Annotated in this window: 25 protein-coding genes; 11 read left to right on the forward strand and 14 right to left on the reverse strand. The window is 58.0% G+C overall.

The window, feature by feature from the left end; genetic code table 11:
* The first annotated feature begins 196 nt into the window (after positions 1-196).
* The 3 genes from AAY24_RS18545 to egtD all read left to right on the forward strand — a co-directional run bounded on the left by AAY24_RS18545 (position 197) and on the right by egtD (position 4,583).
* Positions 197-2,305, forward strand: a complete 2,109-nt coding sequence (locus tag AAY24_RS18545; protein ID WP_052761201.1) for a putative bifunctional diguanylate cyclase/phosphodiesterase — start codon at positions 197-199, stop codon at positions 2,303-2,305.
* A gap of 83 nt (positions 2,306-2,388) precedes the next feature.
* Positions 2,389-3,627, forward strand: a complete 1,239-nt coding sequence (gene egtB, locus AAY24_RS11100) for an ergothioneine biosynthesis protein EgtB (protein WP_046859733.1) — start codon at positions 2,389-2,391, stop codon at positions 3,625-3,627.
* Positions 3,627-4,583, forward strand: coding sequence for an L-histidine N(alpha)-methyltransferase (gene egtD, locus AAY24_RS11105; protein WP_046859734.1), 957 nt, complete (start codon positions 3,627-3,629; stop codon positions 4,581-4,583). Before egtB ends, egtD begins: the two co-directional genes overlap by 1 nt.
* 56 nt (positions 4,584-4,639) lie before the next feature.
* Here egtD and AAY24_RS11110 read toward each other — a convergent pair whose 3' ends face one another.
* From AAY24_RS11110 to AAY24_RS11125, 4 genes are all read right to left on the reverse strand, one after another.
* A complete protein-coding gene (locus tag AAY24_RS11110; protein WP_199930353.1) occupies positions 4,640-5,272 on the reverse strand; it encodes a hypothetical protein in 633 nt (210 codons plus the stop codon).
* A gap of 134 nt (positions 5,273-5,406) precedes the next feature.
* Positions 5,407-5,832, reverse strand: coding sequence for a hypothetical protein (locus AAY24_RS11115; protein WP_046859736.1), 426 nt, complete (start codon positions 5,830-5,832; stop codon positions 5,407-5,409).
* A gap of 48 nt (positions 5,833-5,880) precedes the next feature.
* Positions 5,881-6,366: a rhodanese-like domain-containing protein gene (locus AAY24_RS11120; RefSeq protein ID WP_046859737.1), complete on the reverse strand. Its 486-nt coding sequence runs from the start codon at positions 6,364-6,366 to the stop codon at positions 5,881-5,883.
* 67 nt (positions 6,367-6,433) lie between these two features.
* On the reverse strand, positions 6,434-7,072 hold the full coding sequence (locus AAY24_RS11125; RefSeq protein WP_234422162.1) for a peroxiredoxin: 639 nt from the start codon (positions 7,070-7,072) through the stop codon (positions 6,434-6,436).
* Between the two features lie 307 nt (positions 7,073-7,379).
* Here AAY24_RS11125 and rsmA point away from each other — a divergent pair, with 307 nt between their 5' ends.
* The 3 genes from rsmA to AAY24_RS11140 all read left to right on the forward strand — a co-directional run bounded on the left by rsmA (position 7,380) and on the right by AAY24_RS11140 (position 11,187).
* Complete coding sequence (gene rsmA, locus AAY24_RS11130) at positions 7,380-8,180, forward strand: 16S rRNA (adenine(1518)-N(6)/adenine(1519)-N(6))-dimethyltransferase RsmA (RefSeq protein ID WP_046861240.1); 801 nt, start codon at positions 7,380-7,382, stop codon at positions 8,178-8,180.
* A gap of 105 nt (positions 8,181-8,285) precedes the next feature.
* Positions 8,286-10,670 carry an endopeptidase La gene (gene lon / locus AAY24_RS11135; RefSeq protein ID WP_046859739.1) on the forward strand — a complete coding sequence of 795 codons (2,385 nt, stop codon included), beginning with the start codon at positions 8,286-8,288 and terminating at the stop codon, positions 10,668-10,670.
* Positions 10,671-10,809: 139 nt separating this feature from the next.
* Positions 10,810-11,187 (forward strand): sulfur globule family protein, encoded by a 378-nt coding sequence (locus AAY24_RS11140; protein WP_046859740.1) that lies wholly within the window; start codon positions 10,810-10,812, stop codon positions 11,185-11,187.
* Between the two features lie 91 nt (positions 11,188-11,278).
* Here AAY24_RS11140 and erpA read toward each other — a convergent pair whose 3' ends face one another.
* The 4 genes from erpA to argC form a co-directional block, all read right to left on the reverse strand.
* Positions 11,279-11,632 carry an iron-sulfur cluster insertion protein ErpA gene (gene erpA, locus AAY24_RS11145; RefSeq protein ID WP_046859741.1) on the reverse strand — a complete coding sequence of 118 codons (354 nt, stop codon included), beginning with the start codon at positions 11,630-11,632 and terminating at the stop codon, positions 11,279-11,281.
* 100 nt (positions 11,633-11,732) lie between these two features.
* Positions 11,733-12,221, reverse strand: coding sequence for a bactofilin family protein (locus tag AAY24_RS11150; protein WP_046859742.1), 489 nt, complete (start codon positions 12,219-12,221; stop codon positions 11,733-11,735).
* Between the two features lie 11 nt (positions 12,222-12,232).
* The gene (locus tag AAY24_RS11155) at positions 12,233-12,952 is read right to left on the reverse strand and encodes a DUF6776 family protein (RefSeq protein ID WP_052761202.1); all 720 of its coding nucleotides are present in this window, start codon (positions 12,950-12,952) and stop codon (positions 12,233-12,235) included.
* 75 nt (positions 12,953-13,027) lie between these two features.
* Positions 13,028-14,056: an N-acetyl-gamma-glutamyl-phosphate reductase gene (gene argC / locus AAY24_RS11160; RefSeq protein ID WP_046859743.1), complete on the reverse strand. Its 1,029-nt coding sequence runs from the start codon at positions 14,054-14,056 to the stop codon at positions 13,028-13,030.
* Between the two features lie 578 nt (positions 14,057-14,634).
* On the opposite strand from argC, the gene AAY24_RS11165 reads away from it, so the two are divergent.
* A complete protein-coding gene (locus tag AAY24_RS11165) occupies positions 14,635-15,342 on the forward strand; it encodes a DUF4126 domain-containing protein (RefSeq protein ID WP_046859744.1) in 708 nt (235 codons plus the stop codon).
* A gap of 25 nt (positions 15,343-15,367) precedes the next feature.
* Positions 15,368-15,787: a CopD family protein gene (locus AAY24_RS11170; RefSeq protein WP_046859745.1), complete on the forward strand. Its 420-nt coding sequence runs from the start codon at positions 15,368-15,370 to the stop codon at positions 15,785-15,787.
* Positions 15,788-15,891: 104 nt separating this feature from the next.
* On the opposite strand, the gene AAY24_RS11175 is transcribed toward AAY24_RS11170, so the two are convergent.
* The gene (locus AAY24_RS11175) at positions 15,892-16,278 is read right to left on the reverse strand and encodes a HesB/IscA family protein (RefSeq protein WP_046861242.1); all 387 of its coding nucleotides are present in this window, start codon (positions 16,276-16,278) and stop codon (positions 15,892-15,894) included.
* A gap of 102 nt (positions 16,279-16,380) precedes the next feature.
* Complete coding sequence (locus tag AAY24_RS11180) at positions 16,381-16,842, reverse strand: DUF5063 domain-containing protein (protein WP_234422163.1); 462 nt, start codon at positions 16,840-16,842, stop codon at positions 16,381-16,383.
* 202 nt (positions 16,843-17,044) lie between these two features.
* Between AAY24_RS11180 and thiD the strand changes: the two genes are divergently transcribed.
* From thiD to hemL, 3 genes are read left to right on the forward strand one after another with little or no spacing between them, the layout of a single operon-like run.
* Positions 17,045-17,839, forward strand: coding sequence for a bifunctional hydroxymethylpyrimidine kinase/phosphomethylpyrimidine kinase (gene thiD / locus AAY24_RS11185; protein WP_234422164.1), 795 nt, complete (start codon positions 17,045-17,047; stop codon positions 17,837-17,839).
* Positions 17,840-17,845: 6 nt separating this feature from the next.
* The gene (gene thiE, locus AAY24_RS11190; RefSeq protein WP_046859747.1) at positions 17,846-18,496 is read left to right on the forward strand and encodes a thiamine phosphate synthase; all 651 of its coding nucleotides are present in this window, start codon (positions 17,846-17,848) and stop codon (positions 18,494-18,496) included.
* Positions 18,493-19,776: a glutamate-1-semialdehyde 2,1-aminomutase gene (hemL, locus tag AAY24_RS11195; protein WP_046859748.1), complete on the forward strand. Its 1,284-nt coding sequence runs from the start codon at positions 18,493-18,495 to the stop codon at positions 19,774-19,776. The genes thiE and hemL overlap by 4 nt, the downstream gene beginning before the upstream one ends.
* 177 nt (positions 19,777-19,953) lie before the next feature.
* Here the strand turns inward: hemL and AAY24_RS11200 are convergent, their stop codons facing one another.
* From AAY24_RS11200 to AAY24_RS11215, 4 genes are all read right to left on the reverse strand, one after another.
* A complete protein-coding gene (locus AAY24_RS11200) occupies positions 19,954-20,445 on the reverse strand; it encodes a copper chaperone PCu(A)C (RefSeq protein ID WP_046859749.1) in 492 nt (163 codons plus the stop codon).
* Positions 20,446-20,467: 22 nt separating this feature from the next.
* A complete protein-coding gene (locus AAY24_RS11205; protein ID WP_046859750.1) occupies positions 20,468-21,079 on the reverse strand; it encodes an SCO family protein in 612 nt (203 codons plus the stop codon).
* The gene (locus tag AAY24_RS11210) at positions 21,076-21,576 is read right to left on the reverse strand and encodes a hypothetical protein (protein WP_046859751.1); all 501 of its coding nucleotides are present in this window, start codon (positions 21,574-21,576) and stop codon (positions 21,076-21,078) included. The genes AAY24_RS11205 and AAY24_RS11210 overlap by 4 nt, the downstream gene beginning before the upstream one ends.
* Before the next feature lie 199 nt (positions 21,577-21,775).
* Complete coding sequence (locus AAY24_RS11215; RefSeq protein WP_046859752.1) at positions 21,776-22,603, reverse strand: ABC transporter permease; 828 nt, start codon at positions 22,601-22,603, stop codon at positions 21,776-21,778.
* Positions 22,604-22,621: the final 18 nt, after the last annotated feature.

The following is a 22,621-nucleotide window of genomic DNA, read 5'->3' on the forward strand; positions in this document are numbered from 1 at the left end:
GGGGCGCCAAAGGCGCAGTAGCTTACCCCCAATATTAGCGCTTTTCCAGGTTAAAGGGGTGAGTCGGCGCACGGACGGGGTAAATCGCCGTTACCAAACCAGAGATAAATGCCTACGCTTACCATTACAACCTGATATTAAGGAAATTCGGCAAACCAGCCCCCTAAGCCAGCAATCAGGCTAACAGGCACGGAATATGCGTCGCACTCCCCCGCTTTCAGAACATGCACTGAATGAGCAGATCACACTGCTGCTGGCCAATGCTATGCCGGCGAATCTGACTGTGGCGGCCATCTCCCTGCTGTTTTCCGCCAGCATGTGGGACAAACTGGACCACTCCCTGCTGCTCAGCTGGAACGGCGGCATGCTGCTGTTTGTCTGCCTGCGCATCATTTTACTGCTGTTTCACAAACGGGCACCGAAACGTTATACGCTGGCCACCTGGGGGCAATACTACATTTTCAGTACCCTGCTGGTGGGCATCTCCTGGGGTAGCCTGACCCTGCTGATCCTGACCACCGAGGAACCCTTCGTCCACTTCGTCATCTTTCTGATCATATTCGGCGCCATTTCGGTAGCGGTGCCGGTACTGGCATCCCGCTTACCGGCCCTGCTGGCCTACGTTCTCCCGCAGGCATTATTCCTGGTGGCCGTGCTGCTGATCCAGAACAACCGCTGGAGTCTGATGTTGAGTATCGCGACCCTCATCTACACCGGATTGCTGGTCGCCACCGGCCAGAATATGAACCAACAGATCCGTCGCTCCATCGAACTGGAGGATCACAACCAGTCATTGATCGATGACCTGAGCGAAGAAGTGACCCAGCGCCGCTCGGCCCAGGGAGCACTGGAACAGCATCAGGCACAACTGGAGGAGCAGGTGGAGCTGCGTACCCAGGCATTGACCCGGACCAACGAGAGCCTGGAAAACCAGATCGACATCCGTAAACAGGTGGAGAACCGCCTGGAGCACCTGGCCCATCACGACACCCTGACCAACCTGCCCAACCGGCTGTTGCTGGATGCCCGGATGGAGCAGGCCATCCAGCACGCCCGCCGGGAACAGACCCAGTTGGCCGTGATGTTTCTGGATCTGGACAATTTCAAGCACATTAACGACAGCCTGGGCCACGCAGCCGGTGACCAGCTGTTGCAGGAGGTCACCCAACGTCTGCTGTCAATTACCCGGCAGGATGACACCGTTGCCCGGCTCGGCGGGGATGAGTTCGTCCTGCTGATGGGTGAGATTCAGGACTCCAGCACGGTGATCTACCTGGCCCAGAAGATCCTGGACAAACTGAACGAACGCATCGAGATCAATGGCGAAACGATTTTTGTCGGTTGCAGTATCGGCATCAGCCTCTATCCCCAGGACGGGGACAATGCAGAAACCCTGATGAAAAATGCCGATGCCGCCATGTACCGCACCAAGGAGGAGGGACGGAACAGCTACAACTTCTACGCTGAAGAGATGACGGCCTCGGCCTACGACCGCATTACCCTGGTGGGGAGCTTGGGGCGCGCCATCGAGCAGGAGGAACTGGTGGTCCACTACCAGCCGCAGAAATCCCTGGCCACTGATCGCTACGTGGGCGTGGAGGCGCTGGTGCGCTGGAATCACCCCGATCTTGGCATTCTCCCGCCAGCCCGCTTCCTGCCAGTGGCAGAGGCCTCCGGCCTGATCGTCCCTCTCGGTAACTGGGTACTGCGCAGCGCCTGCCGCCAGATGGTGATCTGGAAACAGAACGGACTGCCGATTGAAACCGTTTCAGTCAACCTGGCCGGCAAACAGATCCGCCGGGATGATCTGGTGGAAAGCATCACCGACATCCTTGAAGAGACCGGTTGTCGAGCCGAATGGCTGGAGTTGGAGGTGACCGAGGGATTTATCATGAGCGAGATCCACACCGCCCTCGATACCCTGCAGAAACTGCGTGACACCGGCATTCTGCTGGCCATCGATGATTTTGGTACCGGCCACTCGTCTCTCAGTTACCTGAAAAAACTACCCATCTCCCGGCTCAAGATCGACCGCTCCTTTATTCGTGACCTGGCGGTGGACAATGATGACGCCGCCATTGTCAGGGCCATCGTCAGCCTGGGAAAGAGTCTGCAACTGGTGGTGATCGCCGAAGGAGTGGAGACCGATTTTCAAGAGCGTTTTCTGCGGGAGCTGAATTGCGAAATGGGCCAGGGCTATCTCTACAGCCAGCCCATGCCGGCTGATCAGGTTGAAGCCCTGCTGATTCAACACAACCGATCCGCCGACGCATCCATACCCCCGACCGCCAGCCCCTCTACCTAGATGGCCACTGCGGCGCAATCGCCGGCAGGCCGGTGAAATTCGACTATGGTTATCTGAAAGACGGCAACTGCAGGTGACCCGTAGTGGGTTGGAAAAGACTACTGGAAGAGTATCGTCGGGTCAGAAGTTTCAGCGAACAACTGTGCAAGCCACTGGCGGTTGATGACTACCAGATCCAGTCCATAACCGAAACCAGCCCCCCGAAGTGGCACCTGGCCCATGTCAGCTGGTTTTTTGAAACCTTTGTACTGACTCCCTTTCAGGCGGACCATGCACCGTTCGACACCGATTTCCATTACCTGTTCAACAGCTACTACCACACGGTGGGCCCCATGCATCCACGCCCCCAGCGGGGTCTGCTGTCACGCCCGACCCTGACCCGGGTGCTCGAATACCGCCAGCAGATTGATGAGCAGATGGAAGCACTGCTGAGCCGGGAACCCGGAGCAGACCGGGACGAGATTGCCTTCCGTATCACCCTGGGACTGCATCATGAACAGCAGCACCAGGAACTGCTGCTGATGGATATCAAACACAACTTCTGGGCAAACCCGCTCCGGCCGGCCTACCGGGACGACCTGAAGCAACCCAGCGGCGAAGCGCCCCCCATGCGCTGGCTGGAGCGGGGCGGCGGCGTGCAGAGTATCGGACACCACGGCCGTGGTTTCGCCTATGACAACGAGACACCCCGCCACAGCGTGCTGATCTATGACCATCGACTGGCTGACCGGCTGATTACCAACGGGGAGTTCCTGGCGTTTATTGAAGATGGCGGCTACCGGGAACCCGCACTCTGGCTCTCCGATGGCTGGGCCCGATTGCAGCGGGATGGCTGGCAGCATCCACTCTACTGGGAACTGCGGGATGGCCAGTGGAGCCAGTTCACCCTGGGAGGCGTGCGGCCGCTCAATCTCCACGAGCCGGTCTGCCATCTCAGTCTCTACGAGGCTGACGCCTATGCCCGCTGGGCCGGCAAACGGCTGCCCCGGGAGGAGGAGCTGGAGCTGATCCTGGCCGAACAGCCGATTATGGGGAACTTCGTTGAGAGCGACTTGCTGCACCCGGCGCCGGCGGGCACCCGGAGCCAGTGGTACGGGGACCTGTGGGCCTGGACAGCCTCCCCCTACGCCCCCTATCCCGGCTTCAGACCCCTGGCTGGCTCCATGGGGGAATATAACGGCAAATTCATGTCCAGCCAGGTGGTGTTACGGGGCGGCAGCTGTGTCACTGCCAGCCGGCACCTGCGCCCCAGTTATCGAAACTTCTTCTATCCCCATGAACGCTGGATGTTCTCCGGCCTGCGCCTGGCCGAGGATGCCTGATGGTTCACCCGATCACCTTTCACGACCATAAACCGGTAACGCTCAACCTGTATGACGCGGTCATCCGGGGGCTCTCCCGCACCCCCAAGTCGATCCCGCCCAAGTTTTTTTACGATGAACGGGGCTCTGCCCTGTTTGCCGCTATCTGTGAACAACCGGAGTACTACCCGCCGGACGTGGAACAGGCCATGCTCGCAGAGCTGGCGGGGGAGATCGCCGGGCTGACCGGCACCGGACGGGTGATCTTCGAACCCGGTGCCGGTGCCGCCGCAAAAATACGGCTGTTACTGCCCCATCTGAAGCCGCTCGCCTATGTACCGATGGACATCTCCTGCGAATTTCTCAGGGAGGCAGCCTGCAACCTGGCCGACACATTTCCCGGCCTGCCCATACACGCCACCTGTGTTGATTTCACCCACTCCCTGCCCCTGCCGAAGACCGTGCCGAGCGGGCCGCGCCTGGCCTTCTTCCCCGGTTCCAGCATCGGCAATTTCACGCCGGCTAGCGCCCGGGATTTCCTGGCCATGGTGCATGACCGGCTGGGTCCGGACGGCATGCTGCTGATCGGTGTGGATACCAAAAAGGATCCGGACATCCTGCAGGCGGCCTACAACGATGCTGCCGGCGTCACCGCCGCTTTCAATCTCAACCTGTTGCGACGCATGCGTGATGAGGCGGGACTGGCATGTGACCCTGCACAGTTCAAACACCACGCCTTCTACAACGGGGAGCAGGGGCGTATCGAGATGCACCTGGTAAGCCGCCGGGCCCAGACCCTGTACCTGCACGATCACCGTTTCCAGTTTTGCGAAGGTGAAAGCCTGCACACCGAGAACTCCTACAAGTACACCCCCCAGGAGTTCATCGACCTGGCAGCCAGCGCCGGACTGGAACTGGAGGCGCACTGGTTGGGGCGGGAGGCGCTGTTCGCCCTCTACCTGTTACGTAGCGGCTAAGGGACGCGATGAAGTCTGACCGATCGCTGCAGCGATTGGAGCTCAGCCCCCAGGGATTAATGATCCGCCTCCCCATCCTCTACTATTGCGAGACGATTGATCCGCACCGGTCGCCTCGGATAGAGACGGAAGTAGTAGTCACCCGGCTCCGTGATGGTCACCGGGATGTGGAGCGACTTTTCGGTCGGCTCCAGACAGTCCTCCACAACCATGTCGAACTTTTCCGACATCAGATGGACCGTCACCCGCACATTCTCATCCATCTCCAGTTCAATCCGGAACTGCCCGGGGGCAAGGATCCCCACCGGAACAAAGTAGTTTCGTTTCGGGATAGTGGACATCCGTTGCAGCACCTCCCCACTCCAGACTTTAGTTGCGGGGATCGCCATATCCATCGGGTAGTAAGCGCACTGCTCCTTGGTGTAGTTGAGGATGGAATAGAGCTCTCTCTGCAGCCACAGCTTGTCCGCCGCCGCGCCATAATGACGGATAATGTGATTTCTGGAGACCTCGTAGCAGTCATCGAAACTGAGCCGCCCACTACACTCCGCCTCATGACATTTGGCGCAAACGGTATTGAAGATCACCACCGACTCCGTGAACGGCACAGCGGATTCAGCCTGCACCGGCCCGGAAAACAACACCAGCAACCCGATAACGGGAAGCCACCGTTCGAAATACTTCATCATCACGCCCTCCTTCAGCCTGTTACTGCTCATCCATATCAGGGGTGCGAACCTACCGACCCCTGCAGGTCCGGGAACGGCTATCATCAGGCGTCGGTATCAGTCACTGATCAGAGCGTCCTGAAAGGATATCCAGATCACTGCGGAGACGACCCGAGCTGGGCACCATGCTGGCTCAACCAGTTCCGGTCCAGCTCCCAACGTACGCGCGCAACCTGGTCAGAATCCTCCAGGATAGCGACGACCCGTTTCTGTACATGGGCCAATGCCTGCTGCGCTTTCATCAGATCCGGATCGTCCTGGGCGCGATTCGCCAGGGACGGATAGAGCAGCCCCAGGGCCCGCTGCACCGGGAACTCGCTGGAGCGCGGCGTACTCACAACCGCCACCCCTTTGTTCAGCGCCAGCACCCGAAAGCGGTAGGGATAGGCGGCCACTTCACTATCCTGTTCCAGCAGGCTGTTCAGGGCCGAAACCTCCGGGTCTTCATAGAACATCCAGGCCAGTAGGGCGACCAGGATGACACCGAGGGTGATGGCATAATTGCGGGTAAATCTGTCCATGTTAGGTTCCTGATCTGTTCATTGAGCGACGTCCCATCCCTATCCTTGTCAGGCGGCCTGACTGGACTCCGGCCCCAGTTGCGCGGCAGTGACCCTGGCACGGAACAGCTCATCCACCCTGTCGGCATCCAGTTCGGTGCCATCGGCAGCCACCAGGGGCAGTTCATAGTCGTTCCAACCCCGCAGCCCGGTGCGCAGGGAAGCCACCCGCTCAAACCCCATCAACTGAAGGGTGCTGGCAGCCAGGATACTTCGATTGCCCGAGCGGCAGATCACCACGATCGGCCGCTGTCGCGCCTCCACCAGTTCCGGCACCGTCTCTTCGTAGCCATAATCGACCGCCAGCTCCAGTATCCCCCGCGGCACATTGGTGGAACCGGCAATATGTGCCACTGAAAACTCGTCGGGACAGCGGATATCCAGCAGCAACAGATCAGTGCCGGCCTGCAACTGATCCTGCACGTCCCAGGGAAACAGCTCCGCGACACCGACCGCCTGCTCGGCCACCAGGGTCCGGTAGGTTTTTCTGTCCATTAGGATATCTTCCTGATGATCCTGCCCAGGGATCCCGATCCCGGGACCCTGGGCAGGCGACGTCCAGTTACAACTGTTTTTTACAGAAGTACCAGTCGGTACACTCATAACCCTCGTCAAGCCTGGCCTCCGCGGCCTCCATGTCGGCAGGTGGGGGCACAATCACCTTGTCACCCGGCTGCCAGGCCTCCGGTGTGGCGACGCCATTGGCGTCGGAAGTCTGCAGTGCCGTAACCAGGCGGACAAACTCATCAATCGAGCGTCCGTTACTCATCGGGTAATAGACCATGGCCCGCAATACACCTTCAGGATCGATAATAAAGGTGGCCCGAACCGCCGAGGTATCGGCAGCACCTGGGTGGATCATGCCGTAGGCCTTGGCAACCTGCATGCTCAGGTCTTCGATAATCGGGAACGGAATTTCCACACCGAACTTCTCCTTGATATTGCGTACCCAGGCAACGTGGCTGTAGTAGCTATCAATGGAGAGCCCCAGCAGTTCACAATTGAGTGCCTGGAAATCGGCATGGCGCTTAGCGAAGGCCATGAACTCGGTGGTGCAGACCGGGGTGAAATCAGCCGGGTGGGAAAACAGTACCAGCCACTTGCCCCGATAATCTTCCAGTTTCCGAACACCGTGGGTGGTGCGTGCCTCAAAGGCAGGCGCCGGTTCGTTGATGCGTGGCATCGATGGGGTTGTATTCATATCAGCGTTCATTGTCTAGCTCCTTAGTTTGAGGCGAAAACAGCATCTCCAAAAACCCGTTTGTTTTCACCTGTAGAAATACTTGAGATAAATAGTATGTCTTTCGACTGACCATATCATTGATAACTCGCAATGCCTGAAGAGATTCGGCACAAATGCCGGGGTCAGATGTTATGATTCACCGATCACGGAGAGATCCGGTGTAGCGGGAATTACCCGTGGGCTGGGCTACCACGTATCGGAATGCCTTGTGGACACTTCCAGCTTAGCAGACTCCCCAGACAGGTAAACGAATCACATGGCAAGCATGAACACCCGCCCTCCCCATCAGGCCAAGAAACGCTTCGGCCAGAACTTCCTGCATGACCCCGGAGTGATCCAGCGCATCATCGACTGCATCAACCCGAAGCCGGATCAACACCTGGTGGAGATCGGCCCCGGACAGGGGGCCATCACCCGGGAGCTGCTGAAGCGAACCAACCGGCTGGACGCGGTGGAACTGGACCGGGACCTGATCCATCCCCTGGCGGTCAGCTGTGCTGACCTGGGCGAGTTGAATATCTATAACAGCGACGCGCTCAAGTTCGATTTCTCCAGCCTGGCCACGGATGGTCGGCCGCTGCGCCTGGTGGGCAACCTGCCCTATAACATCTCTACCCCTATCCTGTTTCACCTGCTGCAATACGCATCCTGCATCCACGATATGCACTTCATGTTGCAGAAAGAGGTGGTGGACCGGATGGCCGCCGGGCCGGGTAGTAAGACCTACGGACGGCTATCGGTGATGATGCAGGCCTGGTGCGACATCGAGGCCCTGTTCGAGATCGGCCCGGGCGCCTTCAAGCCGGCCCCCAAGGTGGACTCCGCCATTGTGCGCCTGACCCCTTACCGGGAACCACCCCACCCCATTGAGGACCCGGCCTGTTTCGCCCGGCTGGTCACCAGCGCCTTTGCCCAGCGACGCAAGACACTGCGCAACAGCCTGGGCAAGCTGATGGATGCGAAGCAGATCAGCGCCGCCGGCATTGACCCAACGCTCAGGGCTGAACGACTGTCGCTGGGTGATTTTGTCCGTCTCGCAAACCTGGCTTGCAAAACCACCCCATGAGCCTGATATAACAGTATTGAATAGGGTTTTTATAACCCTGGGATCCGCACCGTCGCTGCCTGGAACAAGCCGCGACCCAAGACTTACCTAAAGAGCAGAATAAACATGCATGATGACGCCATCGACGCCGAAGCCCTGGACATCATTTCCGACAACGTACCCGCTCGTCAGGGAGATGTACTGCCCGGCCTGATCCACCTGTTACCCGTCACCACCCGACCCTTTTTTCCCGGACAGGCAGTGCCCCTGCTCATGAACGATGAGCACTGGGAGGAGACCATCTCCGCGGCCTACGAGTCGGGTCAGGCCATCCTGGGTATCGTGATGACCGACGCACCCACTTCGGAAGAGGCGGTACCGAGTGACTTTCGCCGTGTCGGTACCGCCTGCAAAATCCATCGGGTACAGAAAGTGGAGGGGCGTCTGCAGGTGCTGGTGGAGTGTCTGCAACGCTTCCGGATTGAACGCTTTGTCTCCAGGGAAGCCCCGTTCAAGGCCCAGGTAGACTATTTCAAGGAGGAGTCTCCCAGCCCCAGCGACGAGATCAAACCCTACGCCATGGCGGTGATCAACACCATCAAGGAGCTGGTACCGCTGAATCCCCTGTATGGCGAGGAGCTGCGCATATTTCTCGACCGGCTGGGACCGGATGACCCGTCCCACCTGGCCGACTTTGCCGCCAGCCTGACCACAGCCGACCGCTATCAACTGCAGGAGATTCTGGAAGAGATCCAGCTGCTGCCCCGGATGGAGAAGGTGCTGCTGCTGCTCAACAAGGAGCTGGAGCTGGCCAAGACGCAAAATGAAATCCGCAAATCGGTGGAAGACAAAATCAACACCCACCAGCGAGAATTCTTCCTGCGCGAACAGCTCAAGGCGATCCAGCAGGAACTGGGGCTGGAGAAGGACGACCGTACCGCCGAGCTGGACAAGTTCAAGGAGCGACTGGACTCCCTGGTGCTGCCGGAAGCCGCCAGCAAGCGACTGGATGAAGAGATGCAGAAACTGTCGATTCTGGAGACCGGTTCACCCGAGTACGCCCTGACCCGGAACTATATCGACTGGATCACCCTGCTGCCCTGGGGCAAACACAGCCAGGACAAACTGGACCTGACCGAAGCGCGCAAGGCGCTGGACAAGGATCACTACGGACTGGATGACGTCAAGAAACGGATCCTGGAATTCCTGGCCGTGGGCATGATGAAAGGGGAAGTCAACGGCTCCATCATTCTGCTGGTGGGCCCACCCGGAGTGGGTAAGACCTCCATCGGCAAATCGATTGCCAACGCACTGGGTCGCTCCTTCTACCGTTTTTCCGTTGGCGGCATGCGGGACGAGGCGGAGATCAAGGGGCACAGACGCACCTACATCGGCGCCATGCCAGGCAAGTTCATTCAGGCGATGAAGGAGGCGGAGACTGCCAACCCGGTCATCATGCTGGATGAAATCGATAAAATCGGCGCCTCGTTCCATGGCGACCCGGCCTCCGCCCTGCTGGAGGCCCTGGACCCGGAACAGAACAACGAATTCCTGGACCACTATCTGGACCTGCGCTTTGACCTCTCCAAGGTGCTGTTTGTCTGCACCGCCAACCAGCTGGACACCATTCCGCCACCGCTGCGGGATCGTATGGAGATCATCTCCCTGTCCGGCTACATTGCCCAGGAGAAGCTACAGATTGCCCGCAAGTACCTGCTGCCCCGGCAACTCAGGCGGGCCGGTCTGAAGCGCAACCAGCTGAAACTCAATACACCGGCCCTGAAGGCACTGATTGAAGGTTACGCCCGGGATGCCGGGGTCCGGCGACTGGAAAAGCAGATCGGCAAGATCGTCCGCAAGGCAGTGGTGCGGATTCTGGACAAGGAGGCGACACCCATCGTGGTGGAACCGTCAGACCTGAAGGAGTACCTGGGCAGCCCTATCTTCCGTGACGAACGTAACCTGACCGGACCAGGCGTGGTAACCGGACTGGCCTGGACCGCAATGGGGGGCGCCACGCTCAGTATTGAGGCGGTTCGTACCCACAGTTTTACCCGTGGTTTCAAACTGACCGGCCAGCTGGGCGAGGTGATGCGTGAATCCGCCGAGATCGCCTACGGCTACATCGTCGCCAATGCGGCAAAACTGGGGGCCGACCCGGACTTTTTCGAAAAAAGTTTCATCCATCTGCATGTGCCGGCAGGCGCCACACCAAAAGATGGACCCAGTGCCGGTATCACCATGGCGTCCGCCCTGCTCTCCCTGGCGCGCAACCAGCCGGTCCGGAATATCGCCATGACCGGCGAGCTGACCCTTACCGGGCATGTTTTTCCGATTGGTGGTGTACGGGAAAAAATGATTGCGGCCCGACGTGCAGGCATCCATGAACTGATTTTGCCGGAGGACAACCGCGGCGAGTATGAAGAGGTGCCCGAGCACATCCGGAAAGGTATCAAGATCCATTTCGCCAGCAGTTTTGACGATGTCGCCCCCCTGCTGTTCAAAAAATAGGCGTCGAGACCCAGTTAACCCAGATCAACAATAACTGTAATCCAGGTTGACTTATCCAGAAACGGTTAATATTTTCATTTAGAGAGGGCCACCAAAGTAGTGGCCCTCCTAACCCAAAATGACTTAGGGAGAAGATATTATGAAAAACATCCTCAAAGCTGCCGCCGTTGCGGCCATGCTTGCAGCATCCGCTTCCGCAACTGCCTGGTGGGGCGGTCCCTGGGGCGGCGGTCCTTGGGGCGGTGGTCCATGGAACGGCATGGGTGATGGTTGGGGTGACGGCACAGGTGATTTCAATATGAATTTCAGCGGCCGTGGTAGTGGTTATGGGAACGGTTATGGCCGCGGTTATGGCCGCGGTTACGGCAATCCATACTACGGTTATGGCTATCCCTACGGAGGCGGTTACCCCTACGGTGCACCGGCACCCTATGGCTATGCCCCGTACGGTTATCCCGCACCTCCGGTAGCACCTGGAGCACCGATGGCACCGGCACCGGCAGCCCCTGCCAACTGATACAAACCCGGGACCAGCCGGTCCCGCATGAAAAAGCCCCTGTATCCCGAAGGATACAGGGGCTTTTCGGTCTACTGAATAAAACCGGTTATCAGACCGAGAACGAGGAGCCACAACCGCAGGTTGTGGTCGCGTTGGGATTACGAATCACGAATTGTGATCCCTGCAGACTCTCCGTGTAATCGACCTCGGCTCCCATCAGGTACTGCAGGCTCATCGGATCCACCAGCATGGTGACACCATCGGTATCGACCCGGGTATCACCCTCTTTCATCTCTTCGTCAAAGCTGAATCCATACTGGAATCCCGAACAACCACCCCCCTGAATAAATACCCGCAACATCAGGTTGGGATTACCCTCTTCCTCAATCAAGGCAGCTACCTTGTTCGCCGCAGCATTGGTAAATACCAGCGGACTCTCGGTTTCAGCTTGTGCGCCACTCATAACCAACTCCAAATCTCTATCAAAACCGCTCTGAACGAGCCATCATCAGAACATTATGCTTTTCTGATTAAATTAGTCAAGTATTACAGTATACCGGCTTTCAACGCCCCCGCGGCAATCTTTCAGAACCATCTTCATCGCTTTCCGCTGCTGGCTTTCCGGCGGCTTCCGCCCCATCCGGATCTTCTGCTTTCCCTTCCTGGCCATCATACCCAAGCATCTGGGGTTGGGCATCCTTGCTATGAATCAGCTGCCCATTCACCTCCGCCCCCATGGCCATTTCCAGCAGGTTGTAATAGACGGTTCCGCTGACTTTCGCTTTGGGCGCCAGTTCCACCCGTTCCGATGCGTACACATCGCCGACCACGGTGCCGTTGAGTATTACATTGGGGACCCGGATGTCGCCTTCAACCCGCCCCTGTTCACTTAATGTGAGCGCCGATGGCCCATCCTGTTCCACAATCACGTTGCCGCAGATCAGTCCATCGACATGCAGGCCTCCGGTAAAATTCACATCGCCATGAATGGTAGTTCCGTTACCAATCACGGTGGCGATTTTCGGGGCCTTGAATTTCTTAAAACGCGCCATTTGTCATCCTCTCAATCGGCCACCCGCCAGTCGAAACTGGCCCTGATTTCAGGAAGCCTGTTACTGGTGGGCTTCAACTCCACGGTCAACCGCTCAGGATTAAAGTCTTCCGGCACCTGGAGCACTCCATCAACATCCTGAAAATGCCTGAAGCGCATTTTCAGCTTCTCAACTTTTTCCTCGGTCAACTCGCTCAGTGGCAGGGTCACCGGCTCCCCGGCCCGCTTGCCCTCCAGGCTCAGCAGAATCCAGCCGACCGCTGCACCGGAGTTCTTCAGCGCCTGACTGACGGTAAAGCGATAGCGATAACTGCCGGGCTGCTCCCCCCGGGACAGGCTGAATCCACGGACAAAGAGCCCCTCCGACTTAACTCCCGCATCTACGATTCCGCGCAACACCCGAAGTTCCCTCTCCATCTCCCGGTAACCGGACTGGCTCTTTTGAAGCGCTTCCCGCACCTGACGAATCGACTCCCGGTCTACCTGGCTGGTCCGCTCCAGCACCGCCAACTGCTCACGCAGCCGACCCCGCTCCGCCTCCAGCTGTTCAATCTGCTCCCGCTGTGCAGCCACTTGAAGTTTGAGCGGGGTGACCCGGTCCACCGTCTGGTCAAACCGGTAGTCTCCCAGCCAGGCCACCAACATCAGAGCCCCCAACACCACCAGCAGCCCGACCCAAAGAAAAAACCAACCACTGCGGGCCGGCACGATCCGGGGCGTTTTAACCCTCATCCCTGAATCACCAGGCCGGGGAGTATTGACATATTATTGGCCATCAGGAGTAACGGTTCCGTGAATAACAGCGAATTACGGCAGCAACGCAACCGCCTGCAGACCCAGGGTCTCTTCCAGGCCCAGCATAATGTTCATGTTCTGAATGGCCTGGCCGGCCGCACCCTTCACCAGGTTATCAATTACCGCCAATACCACCACGGTGTCCCCGTCCTGCGGCCGGTGGACCGCTATACGGCAGTGATTGACGCCCCTGACACTGCGCGTCTCAGGGTGAGACCCGGCCGGCAGCACATCGACAAAGGGCTCATGGCTGAAACGGGTCTCATATAGCGACTGCAGATCCGCTTCATCAGTGAGGGTTGCGTACAGAGTGGCATGGATACCCCGTATCATGGGCAACAGATGGGGCACAAAGGTCAGATCGATGGATTGATCAGCCAGCTGCGCAAGATTTTGCCGGATCTCCGGCATATGCCGGTGTCCGGGCACGCCGTATGCCTTGAAACTCTCACCCACTTCCCCCATCAGCGTGCCGACACTGGCGCCACGGCCAGCCCCGCTGACCCCTGATTTGCAGTCAGCCACCAGCCCGGAGAGCCGGACCAGACCGGACTCGATCAGCGGCAGGAAGCCCAGTGTGGCGGCGGTAGGGTAACAGCCGGGATTGGCTACCAGTCTGGCCGAACGGATCGCCTCCCGGTTGAGCTCCGGCAGACCGTATACAGCCTCGGCCACCAGCTCCGGGCAGCTGTGAGTCATACCGTACCACTGTTCCCAGAGCGGGATATCCTGGAGCCGGAAATCGGCGGCCAGATCCACCACCCGGCACCCCTGTTCCAGCAGTTGCGGGACCAGTTTCATGGCAGTGCCATTGGGGGTGGCAAAGAAGACCAGGTCACAGGCACCCAGGGTTGCCAGATCCGGCTCACTGAAGGCGATATCAAAATGGCCCCGCAGGTTCGGATAGATATCGGCAACCGGACGCCCGGCTTCGGCCCGCGATGTGATCACGGTAACCTCCACCTGGGGGTGTCCCGCCAGCAAACGCAACAGCTCGACCCCGGTGTAGCCCGTGCCGCCCACAATACCTACTTTGACCATAATTTTCGATTCCAAACTAGCGAGTATCTACCGGTTGCTCCGCCCGAGAACCGGTTATGCGAGACAGGACATGATATGCCACACGCAGATAAAAAACGTAGCTAATCATACGGCGCCGGGGGAAAAATCTAAAGATCCAAACCCGTAACGGCAGACCGGAAACAATAAAAAAGCGACCCGCGGGTCGCTTAAGCGCTACGTGACAGTTCTTTTAATTCCTTATATCCCGGGCTCATTGCCAGGGACGTCACAAACAAGGAACGGAATCACTATACAACCGGCCTTTTGTAGGGTCAATTATTGACTTGAAATTCATACTGATAGGAAAAAAACAGCGCTTAAACCGGTCCGCCGTGAGCGCAACCAGCGGAGATAACCCACGGCGTTCTAAGAGCAACGACCGGGTCGTCTGGCCCGCGGTTCGGTTTCCCGCTTGACTCCAACCCCTTCCGTTCCTCAAACTTCACTTTCACCTCCCGGCAGACACGGGAGCAGTCTGGTCAATGGTAAATAGCTGGGAACCGGAGTGGCTTCACCGCTATCCTATGGACAGACCAGAGCCAACAAGGAATTAATCAATGGAAACCATTGAACTCATCTCTCTCACATTGGGCGTGGCCTGGGCCTCGGGCATTAATCTCTATGCCGCCGTACTGGTGCTGGGATATTTCGGCATGACCGGCGATATCACCCTGCCGCCGGGATTGGAACTACTGAGCGACCCACTGGTGATGGCGGCCGCCGGTTTCATGTATATGGTGGAATTCTTCGCCGACAAGACCCCCGGCGTCGATACCGGCTGGGACGTACTGCACACCTTTATCCGTATCCCGGCCGGCGCAGTGCTGGCGGCCGGAATGGCCCAGGGACTGGAGGTGAGTCAGGCGGCAGAATTCGCCGCCCTGCTGATCGGCGGCAGTATCGCCGCCACCACCCACTTGACCAAAACCAGCAGCCGGGTACTGATCAACACCTCACCTGAACCGTTCAGCAACTGGACCGCATCCATCTCTGAGGACCTGGTGGTGATCGGGGGGCTCTGGGCGTCACTCCACTATCCCTGGCTGTTTATCGCCGGGCTGGTGATAACCCTGGGGTTGATCATCTGGCTGTTACCTAAACTCTGGCGGGCCCTGAAGCGGGTATTTCGAGCCATTGGCCGTTTTTTTGCCGGCAAGCAGCCGGACGATCCCAGCGATCCGGGCCACAGTGCCACTCGGCGGCAGGATATTCTCCGGGCACTCTACCAGGACGCCAGCAACCAACCCAAGAAACTGAACCATTAACCATTTCTGCAGCAGGTGATTAAAGATGTGGCTGAAAGCGTGGCATTTAATATTTATGGTGACCTGGTTTGCCGGAATTTTTTATCTACCCCGGCTGTTCGTCTACCATGCCATGACCGAAGATCAACCAGGCAGGGAGAGATTCCGCATCATGGAACGGAAGCTCTACTATTTCACCACCCCCTGGATGATCCTGACCCTGTTCTTCGGTTTCTGGATGCTCTATGACTACGCCTGGGCGGCCTATGGCAAAATGGGCTGGCTGCATGTCAAACTGCTGCTGATTGGCATTCTGGTGATCTACCACTTCTACTGCGGGAAACTGCTGAAAGATTTTGCCGAAGAGAAGAACACCCGCAGCCATGTCTGGTATCGCTGGTTTAACGAAATTCCCGTGTTGATACTGTTTGCTGTTGTGCTGCTGGCGTCGCTGAAGCCTTTTTAGCCAACGGGACCGCTCATCGGCCAGATCAACCAGGCCGGGAATTTACTGCATAAAAAAACCGCAGGCGTTACCGACTGCGGTTTTTGCTTCTGGTTGCGAAAAGATCAGGAGCAGCCACCACCCTGGGCTGCACTGGAGCCGCAACTGCTACAACCGCCACCCGCTGCGGGCTGCAGATTGTTGAATACAAAACTGGCATTGCCCTGACCGTGATCGACAAAATCGATCTCGACACCAACCAGATGACGCATGGTTTCGCCGTCGACAATCACATCGAACCCGGTTGCATTGAGAATATAGTCGTTGTCATTGACCTGATCAGTGAAGGTCATGCCAAAGCTGACACCGCTGCAGCCACCGGCAGTGGCATAGACGCGAATCCCCTTCACTTCCTCTTCAACCTGTCCCACCAGTTCAGCCATCTTGCCCTGTGCCGTCTCGGTCAGACTGAGCTCTTCTTTGCTCAGCAGGTTAGTGGTTGCTTCACTCATCGGCTTGTCTCCAAACAAAATCATCAGTATTGCGCGATACTATAACAAATATGCCTCTTAGATGAACCATTGAATTTCTGGTGAATTCGGACCCACCGGTGATTACAGCTGATTACGGGTGGCCAGTTCATAGAGATGGCGCTCGGCATCCAGCAGGTGTTGTCCCCAGTGATTCTGGTAGCCGCAGCACCAGTCGTCGAAGGCACGTTCCGGTTCCCGCCGATCCTCCAGCAGATGCAGGCCGTGCTTCAGCTCGCAATAGATATCGGTCAGATCATCGGCCAGACTGCCCGACATGCCCTGTTCATCCGGTGCCACGTCAAACTCCATCCAGTAGGCGTCCCGATGCCCGAGCAGACGACGCAGCCGGGCAAACCGCTCGAAACGCTCATCCAGATCCGGTGTAAAGTAAGCGGCACGCTGCGGGGGTGCCCCCAGTGCTGTGATCGCTGCGTGCAGTTGCGGCAACAGGGCATACAGTTCCCGCAACCAACCAATATCGGTCTCATCTGCTGACTCGATCAGCAGACAGTAAACTTTGGCCAATTGGGAAAGTTCATTCATTCGCTTATCCATATTTTCACCAATAGGGATATTTCAACCGACAGATTCCATTTGGCGACGGGCACCCCTAGCGCTTGATCCCGGCACCCCAGATCGGCCGGACTAGAGGTATTTGGTGATTGCTGGTTTAATTGTAGTCGATGAAACGACCGTTTCTACACATAACCCCAGCACCCGTCCCTGAGCCGGGTAGTGACTTGCTGTGACCCAGACCACTGCCAAACCTATTGTGCTCAGCATCGCCGGCCATGATCCATCCGGTGGAGCGGGTATTCAGGCCGACATTGAAACGTTGGCGGCCCTCGGCTGTCAGGCGGCCACCGCCATCACCTGCCTGACAATCCAGGACAGCCGCAATGTCCATGAATTGATTCCCCAGCCGGCGGAGCAGATCATCCGACAAGTCGAGGCGGTGCTGGCAGACTACCCCGTCCGGGTGATCAAAATCGGCCTGCTCGGTAGTGCCGGAGTGGCCGGTGCAATCGGCCAGCTCTTACTTCGTCACCCGGAGATACCGGTAATACTGGATCCCATTCTGGCGGCCGGTGGCGGTGCCGAACTGGCCAGCGAAAATCTGATGGAGGGTATGCTCCAGCAGATTGTACCGCGCGCCCTGCTGTTGACACCCAATTCCCAGGAGGTGCGTCGGCTGACGGGCCAACAGCCACTGGACGCCTGCGCCGCCACGCTGCTGTCCCAGGGCTGCGGTGCGGTACTGATCACCGGCACCCATGAGGCGGCAACCGATGTAACCAACACCCTCTATCGCCCGGACCAGCCACCCCACAGTGAGCAGTGGCCCAGACTGGCCAGCTCCTACCATGGCTCCGGCTGCACCCTTGCATCCGCAATCGCCGCGGGACTGGCCCGGGGACTGCCCCTGGATCAGGCGGTCAGTGCGGCGCAACGGTACACCTGGGAGAGCCTGGCAGCCGGCTGGAAACCGGGACGGGGACAACATATACCGGATCGCCTTCATCACAGACAGAGCGAGTAATTACCGTTGCCCAAGACAAGAGAGCTGAAGGGGCTTTATGCCATTACCCAGCCCCACCCGGCGGGATTCAATGCCCTGATGAGCCAGGTGGAGGCGGCCCTGGCGGGAGGGGTCCGGGTGGTTCAATACCGGGACAAACAACCCGGGGAGGCCCGACGCAGATCCGAAAGCGCTGCACTACTGTCGCTCTGCCATCAACATGACGCCCTGCTGATTATCAATGATGACGCCGGTCTGGCCCGCTCAATCGGTGCCGATGGTGTCCATGTCGGCAAACAGGATGGGGACACGGTGTCGGTGCGGAACCGGGTCGGCAGCGATGCCATCATCGGTGTCTCCTGCTACAACCGGTTGCCGCTGGCGGTTGCGGCCCAGAAGGCCGGTGCTGACTATGTGGCCTTCGGACGTTTTTTCCCCTCCCTGACCAAGCCTGAGGCGGTCCAGGCCGACATCAACCTGTTGACCGAAGCGAAACAGAGTCTGCAGATTCCGGTGGTTGCCATCGGTGGCATAACCCCGGAAAATGGCGCCACACTTATCCGGGCAGGCGCGGATATGCTGGCCGTTATCAATGGCATTTTCGGAGTGCCTGACATCACCAGCCGCTGCCGCCATTTCTCACAGCTATTCGAAATTTCGGAGAGACCATTCCCATGACCGCTTCACACAACCGCTTTATCCAGGCCCAGCAACATATTCCAGGCGGAGTGAACTCTCCGGTCAGAGCCTTCAAGGGAGTGGGAGGCGATCCAGTATTTATCGATCACGCCAGCGGCGCCTATATCTATGACCCGGATGGCCGGCAATACATCGACTATGTCGGCTCCTGGGGTCCCATGATCCTTGGCCACGCCCACCCGGCGGTACTGGAAGCGGTTTCCGCCGTGATTAAAAAAGGGCTCTCGTTTGGCGCCCCGACTCAGGTTGAAACCGCCATGGCGGACCGGGTGTGCGAACTGGTCCCCTCAATGGATCTGGTGCGCATGGTCAGTTCCGGTACCGAGGCGACCATGAGCGCCATCCGGCTGGCCCGTGGTTATACCGGACGTGACAAGATCGTCAAATTCGAAGGCTGTTACCACGGCCACTCCGACTCCCTGCTGGTCAAGGCCGGATCCGGCATGCTGACCCTGGGTGAACCCAGTTCACCAGGCGTCCCGGCCGCCCTGGCGCAACACACCATCACCCTCACCTACAACGATATCGACCAGGTCCGGTCCACCTTTGCCGAGATCGGTGAGCAGATCGCCTGTATTATCGTTGAACCGGTTGCCGGCAATATGAACTGCATACCGCCGCTGCCCGGCTTCCTGGAGTCGCTTCGGGAGGTGTGTGATCAGTCCGGCAGCGTATTGATCTTTGACGAGGTAATGACCGGCTTCCGGGTCGCCCTGGGCGGTGTCCAGGGACTCTACGGCATCACTCCGGACCTGACCACCCTGGGCAAAGTGATCGGTGGTGGCATGCCGGTGGGTGCGTTTGGCGGCAAACGGGAAATCATGGAGAAGATCTCCCCCCTGGGCCCGGTTTATCAGGCCGGCACCCTGTCCGGCAATCCGGTCGCCATGACCGCCGGCCTGAAGACCCTGGAACTGATCGCCCAACCCGGCTTCCACGACCGACTCACCGAACGCACGAGTGAACTGCTGACCGGTATCCGGGATGCGGCCAAGGCTGCCGGTGTTGCACTCAGCACCAACCAAGTGGGGGGCATGTTCGGACTGTTCTTTACCGAAGTGGACCAGGTGACCAATTTCGCCCAATCCATGGCCTGCAACCAGGATCAGTTCAAGGCGTTCTTCCACGCCATGCTGGAACAGGGCGTTTATCTCGCGCCTTCAGCGTTCGAGGCGGGCTTTGTCTCCGCGGCCCATACTCACGAGGACATCGAGGCCACCATCAAGGCAGCGTCAGTGGCATTCAAGAAGATTGCCTGAGCAATCCGATGTTTTAACCGGTCTGTCTGCCGGCCCGGACCGGGCAATTTGACCGGGTTGCAACACCACACCCGGCTGCGGTGGATCACTGTAGTTTCGGCGTGATTAAGGGAAGGAAACACCTGCGTACCTGTCAGCGTGGCTGAACAGGTACGCAGGGTCAGGCAGGAACGGCGTTCAGTGCATATCGTGTTTCATGCCATCCATCTTCATGTTGTCCATCTGCATTTGCAGTTTTACCACCGGCACCTTGATCGGCAGTTTACTGCCGTCATCGAACACCAGTGACATATCGATCTGTTCACCCGGCACCAGCTTCTCCTGTAAACCGATCATCATCACATGGAGTCCACCGGGTTGCAGCTTGACGCTCTCACCCGCCGGCAGATCGATCTTCTCGACCTGACGCATCCGCATCATGCCGTCAGACATGGTATGGGTATGCAACTCCACCACCTTAGCAGCCGGGCTCTCCGCGCCCTTCAGCACAATCGGGTTGGCAGAGCCGTTGGTCAGGGTCATGAAACTGGCGCTGTTTGGCTGTCCGGGGGGAACTGCGCGCACATAGGCATCGGCTACCGAGACCTGGTCAGCCGCACCGGCAAACAACGAGCCAGAAAAAATGCACAGGGCTGACAATAACATGGCTGAGCTGGCGGTTTTACGCATAGAATTTCTCCTCTTGAAAAGATCAATTATTATTGAGTGCTGCTCTGATTGCAGCCAGAATTTCGCTCGGTTGGGTACCATGGCGAATTGTTCTGAAAAGCCGGCCCTGTCGATCCACCAGATAGAGATCGGCTGAATGATCGACCACATAATCGGTTGCCGAAGTCTGCTCCACATGTCGATAAGCGGCGCCATACATGGCAGCGATCCGTTTCAACTGCTCATGACCACCCGTGATACCCAGTATACTGGGGTGGAAGTATTCACCATAACTCTTCAGGTGATCGAGGGAATCCCGCTCCGGATCCACACTGATGAACAGTGGCTGTACCTGTTTGAGTTCCTCCGGGCTGAGCTGCTCCAGCGCCATACTCAAAAATCCCAGGCTGGTAGGGCAGACATCCGGACACCAGGTATAGCCGAAGTAGATCACCAGAACCTGACCGCGCAGATAGCGGGTATCGATCTCCCCACGATAGGAATTCAGGGAGAAATCCCCACCCTTGGGCGCCTCGGCAATTCCCGGAGCAACCTTAATCGGCATCCCATGCTGATCCGCTGGCTGCCACAGCAACACGCCGATCAGCGCGCCTAACAGCAGGACAATCAGCCCACCCAACAAGCCCTTCTTCACTGACTACCTCCCGGTAATGCTACCCCGTCCTTAACCGTGATAAAGCGAAACGGCGCAACCAGGAGACCGCGAGGGGTGGTGATCAGCACTCGGGCTTCCCACTCCATCGCCACCCGAACACAGACCGGCAACATACCGGTACCCGAATACACACCATCACCTACTGAATTGAGCTTGGGGCGGTTGAACCCCATGTTCATGTCAATACCGACAAAATCCACCTCGACCTTACTCGCCTCCACATCCGCCAGGCGCACTTCCAGGTCAAGCGGTTTAACCAGGGGAATTCCGGGGGTTTTGATGGCGAAGCTGACGCTTCCACCCCCCGGCAACTGGGACAGGCAAGGGCCGGCACGCAGATCACAATCACTATCCAGTGCCGCGGTGCCCTGCACTTCGGGGTTCAGAACCGGCATCACCTTGAAAGTAGCCACGCTGGCGAGTGCCACGAATAGCAGTCCGGCGATTCCCCAGTAAAAAATTGTCGATTTCGCCACGAAACACCTCAAATGCGAACAGGGCGCAATGCTAGAGCAGATTAGACCAACTCGAAATTGATAGCTATCAATAGAGTTGCGCACACCCCACCATGCCCCCTGTGTAAGCGGCATAATTGCGTCATATCACGCAGCAGCGCGTGATATGACGCAGAATAATCCTGTCAGCATGGAGAGGCCAGTGGACCGGACCCGTGAATCAGGGCAAATCACTGCGCCTGAAATGGAGAAAGCCGAGCGTGGCACAAACCGTACCCACCAGTACCGGATAAAGCAGGGCGTAAACGATATAACCGACCTGCCCAAACAGATCCAGGATCACATAGGCGGACGGTCCCAGCAGCACCAGTTGTGGATCGAACAGCATCATGGTGGCGGTTCGGAATACCTGCATCGGATTGACCAGTGCAATGGCAACCGCCGTCTCTGCCGGCAACTGCTCCTGGATCAGAATGCCCAGCAGTATCAGATCGAGAAACAGCAACAGGGTCAACCAGACCACGAATGCCGCGCCCTGTGCCACATCCGAACTGCGGGCCAGGGTGGAGATCAGCATGCTGATACCCAGAAAGCACCAGGCCAGGGCCATCAACAATCCGGTGTAATAGATGAACAGGTCCCAGGGGACATTCACCTGCTTAATGGTGCCCCAGATTATCGCCCCCACCATGGCCAGCAGCACCGGCAGGAACACCACCAGAAAACGACCGAAGATCTTGCCCCAGAACCAGGAGGAGAGACTGATGGGCAGTGACAACAGATATTCGAATACCCCCGCTTCCCGATCCCCGGCAACTGATCGAACGGTGGTAATCAGAACAAACACCGGCAGGATCGCCATGGATATCTGAATATAGGTCAGGAGCAAACGGGACAGCCCGGTGAAACCCATAATCCGTGATTCGGCCAGACCGTAGGCAAACAACACCACCACCAGTCCGCCAAACACCAGGGTATAGACCATGAACCAGCGTGCCCGGAGGGATTCCACAATGTCAGCGAAGGCGGTCAACCAAAGGTGTTTCATGCGCCAACTCCCCCGGTG

Origin of the sequence: Sedimenticola thiotaurini, from assembly GCF_001007875.1 — a bacterium.
GTDB classification, from domain to species: domain Bacteria; phylum Pseudomonadota; class Gammaproteobacteria; order Chromatiales; family Chromatiaceae; genus Sedimenticola; species Sedimenticola thiotaurini.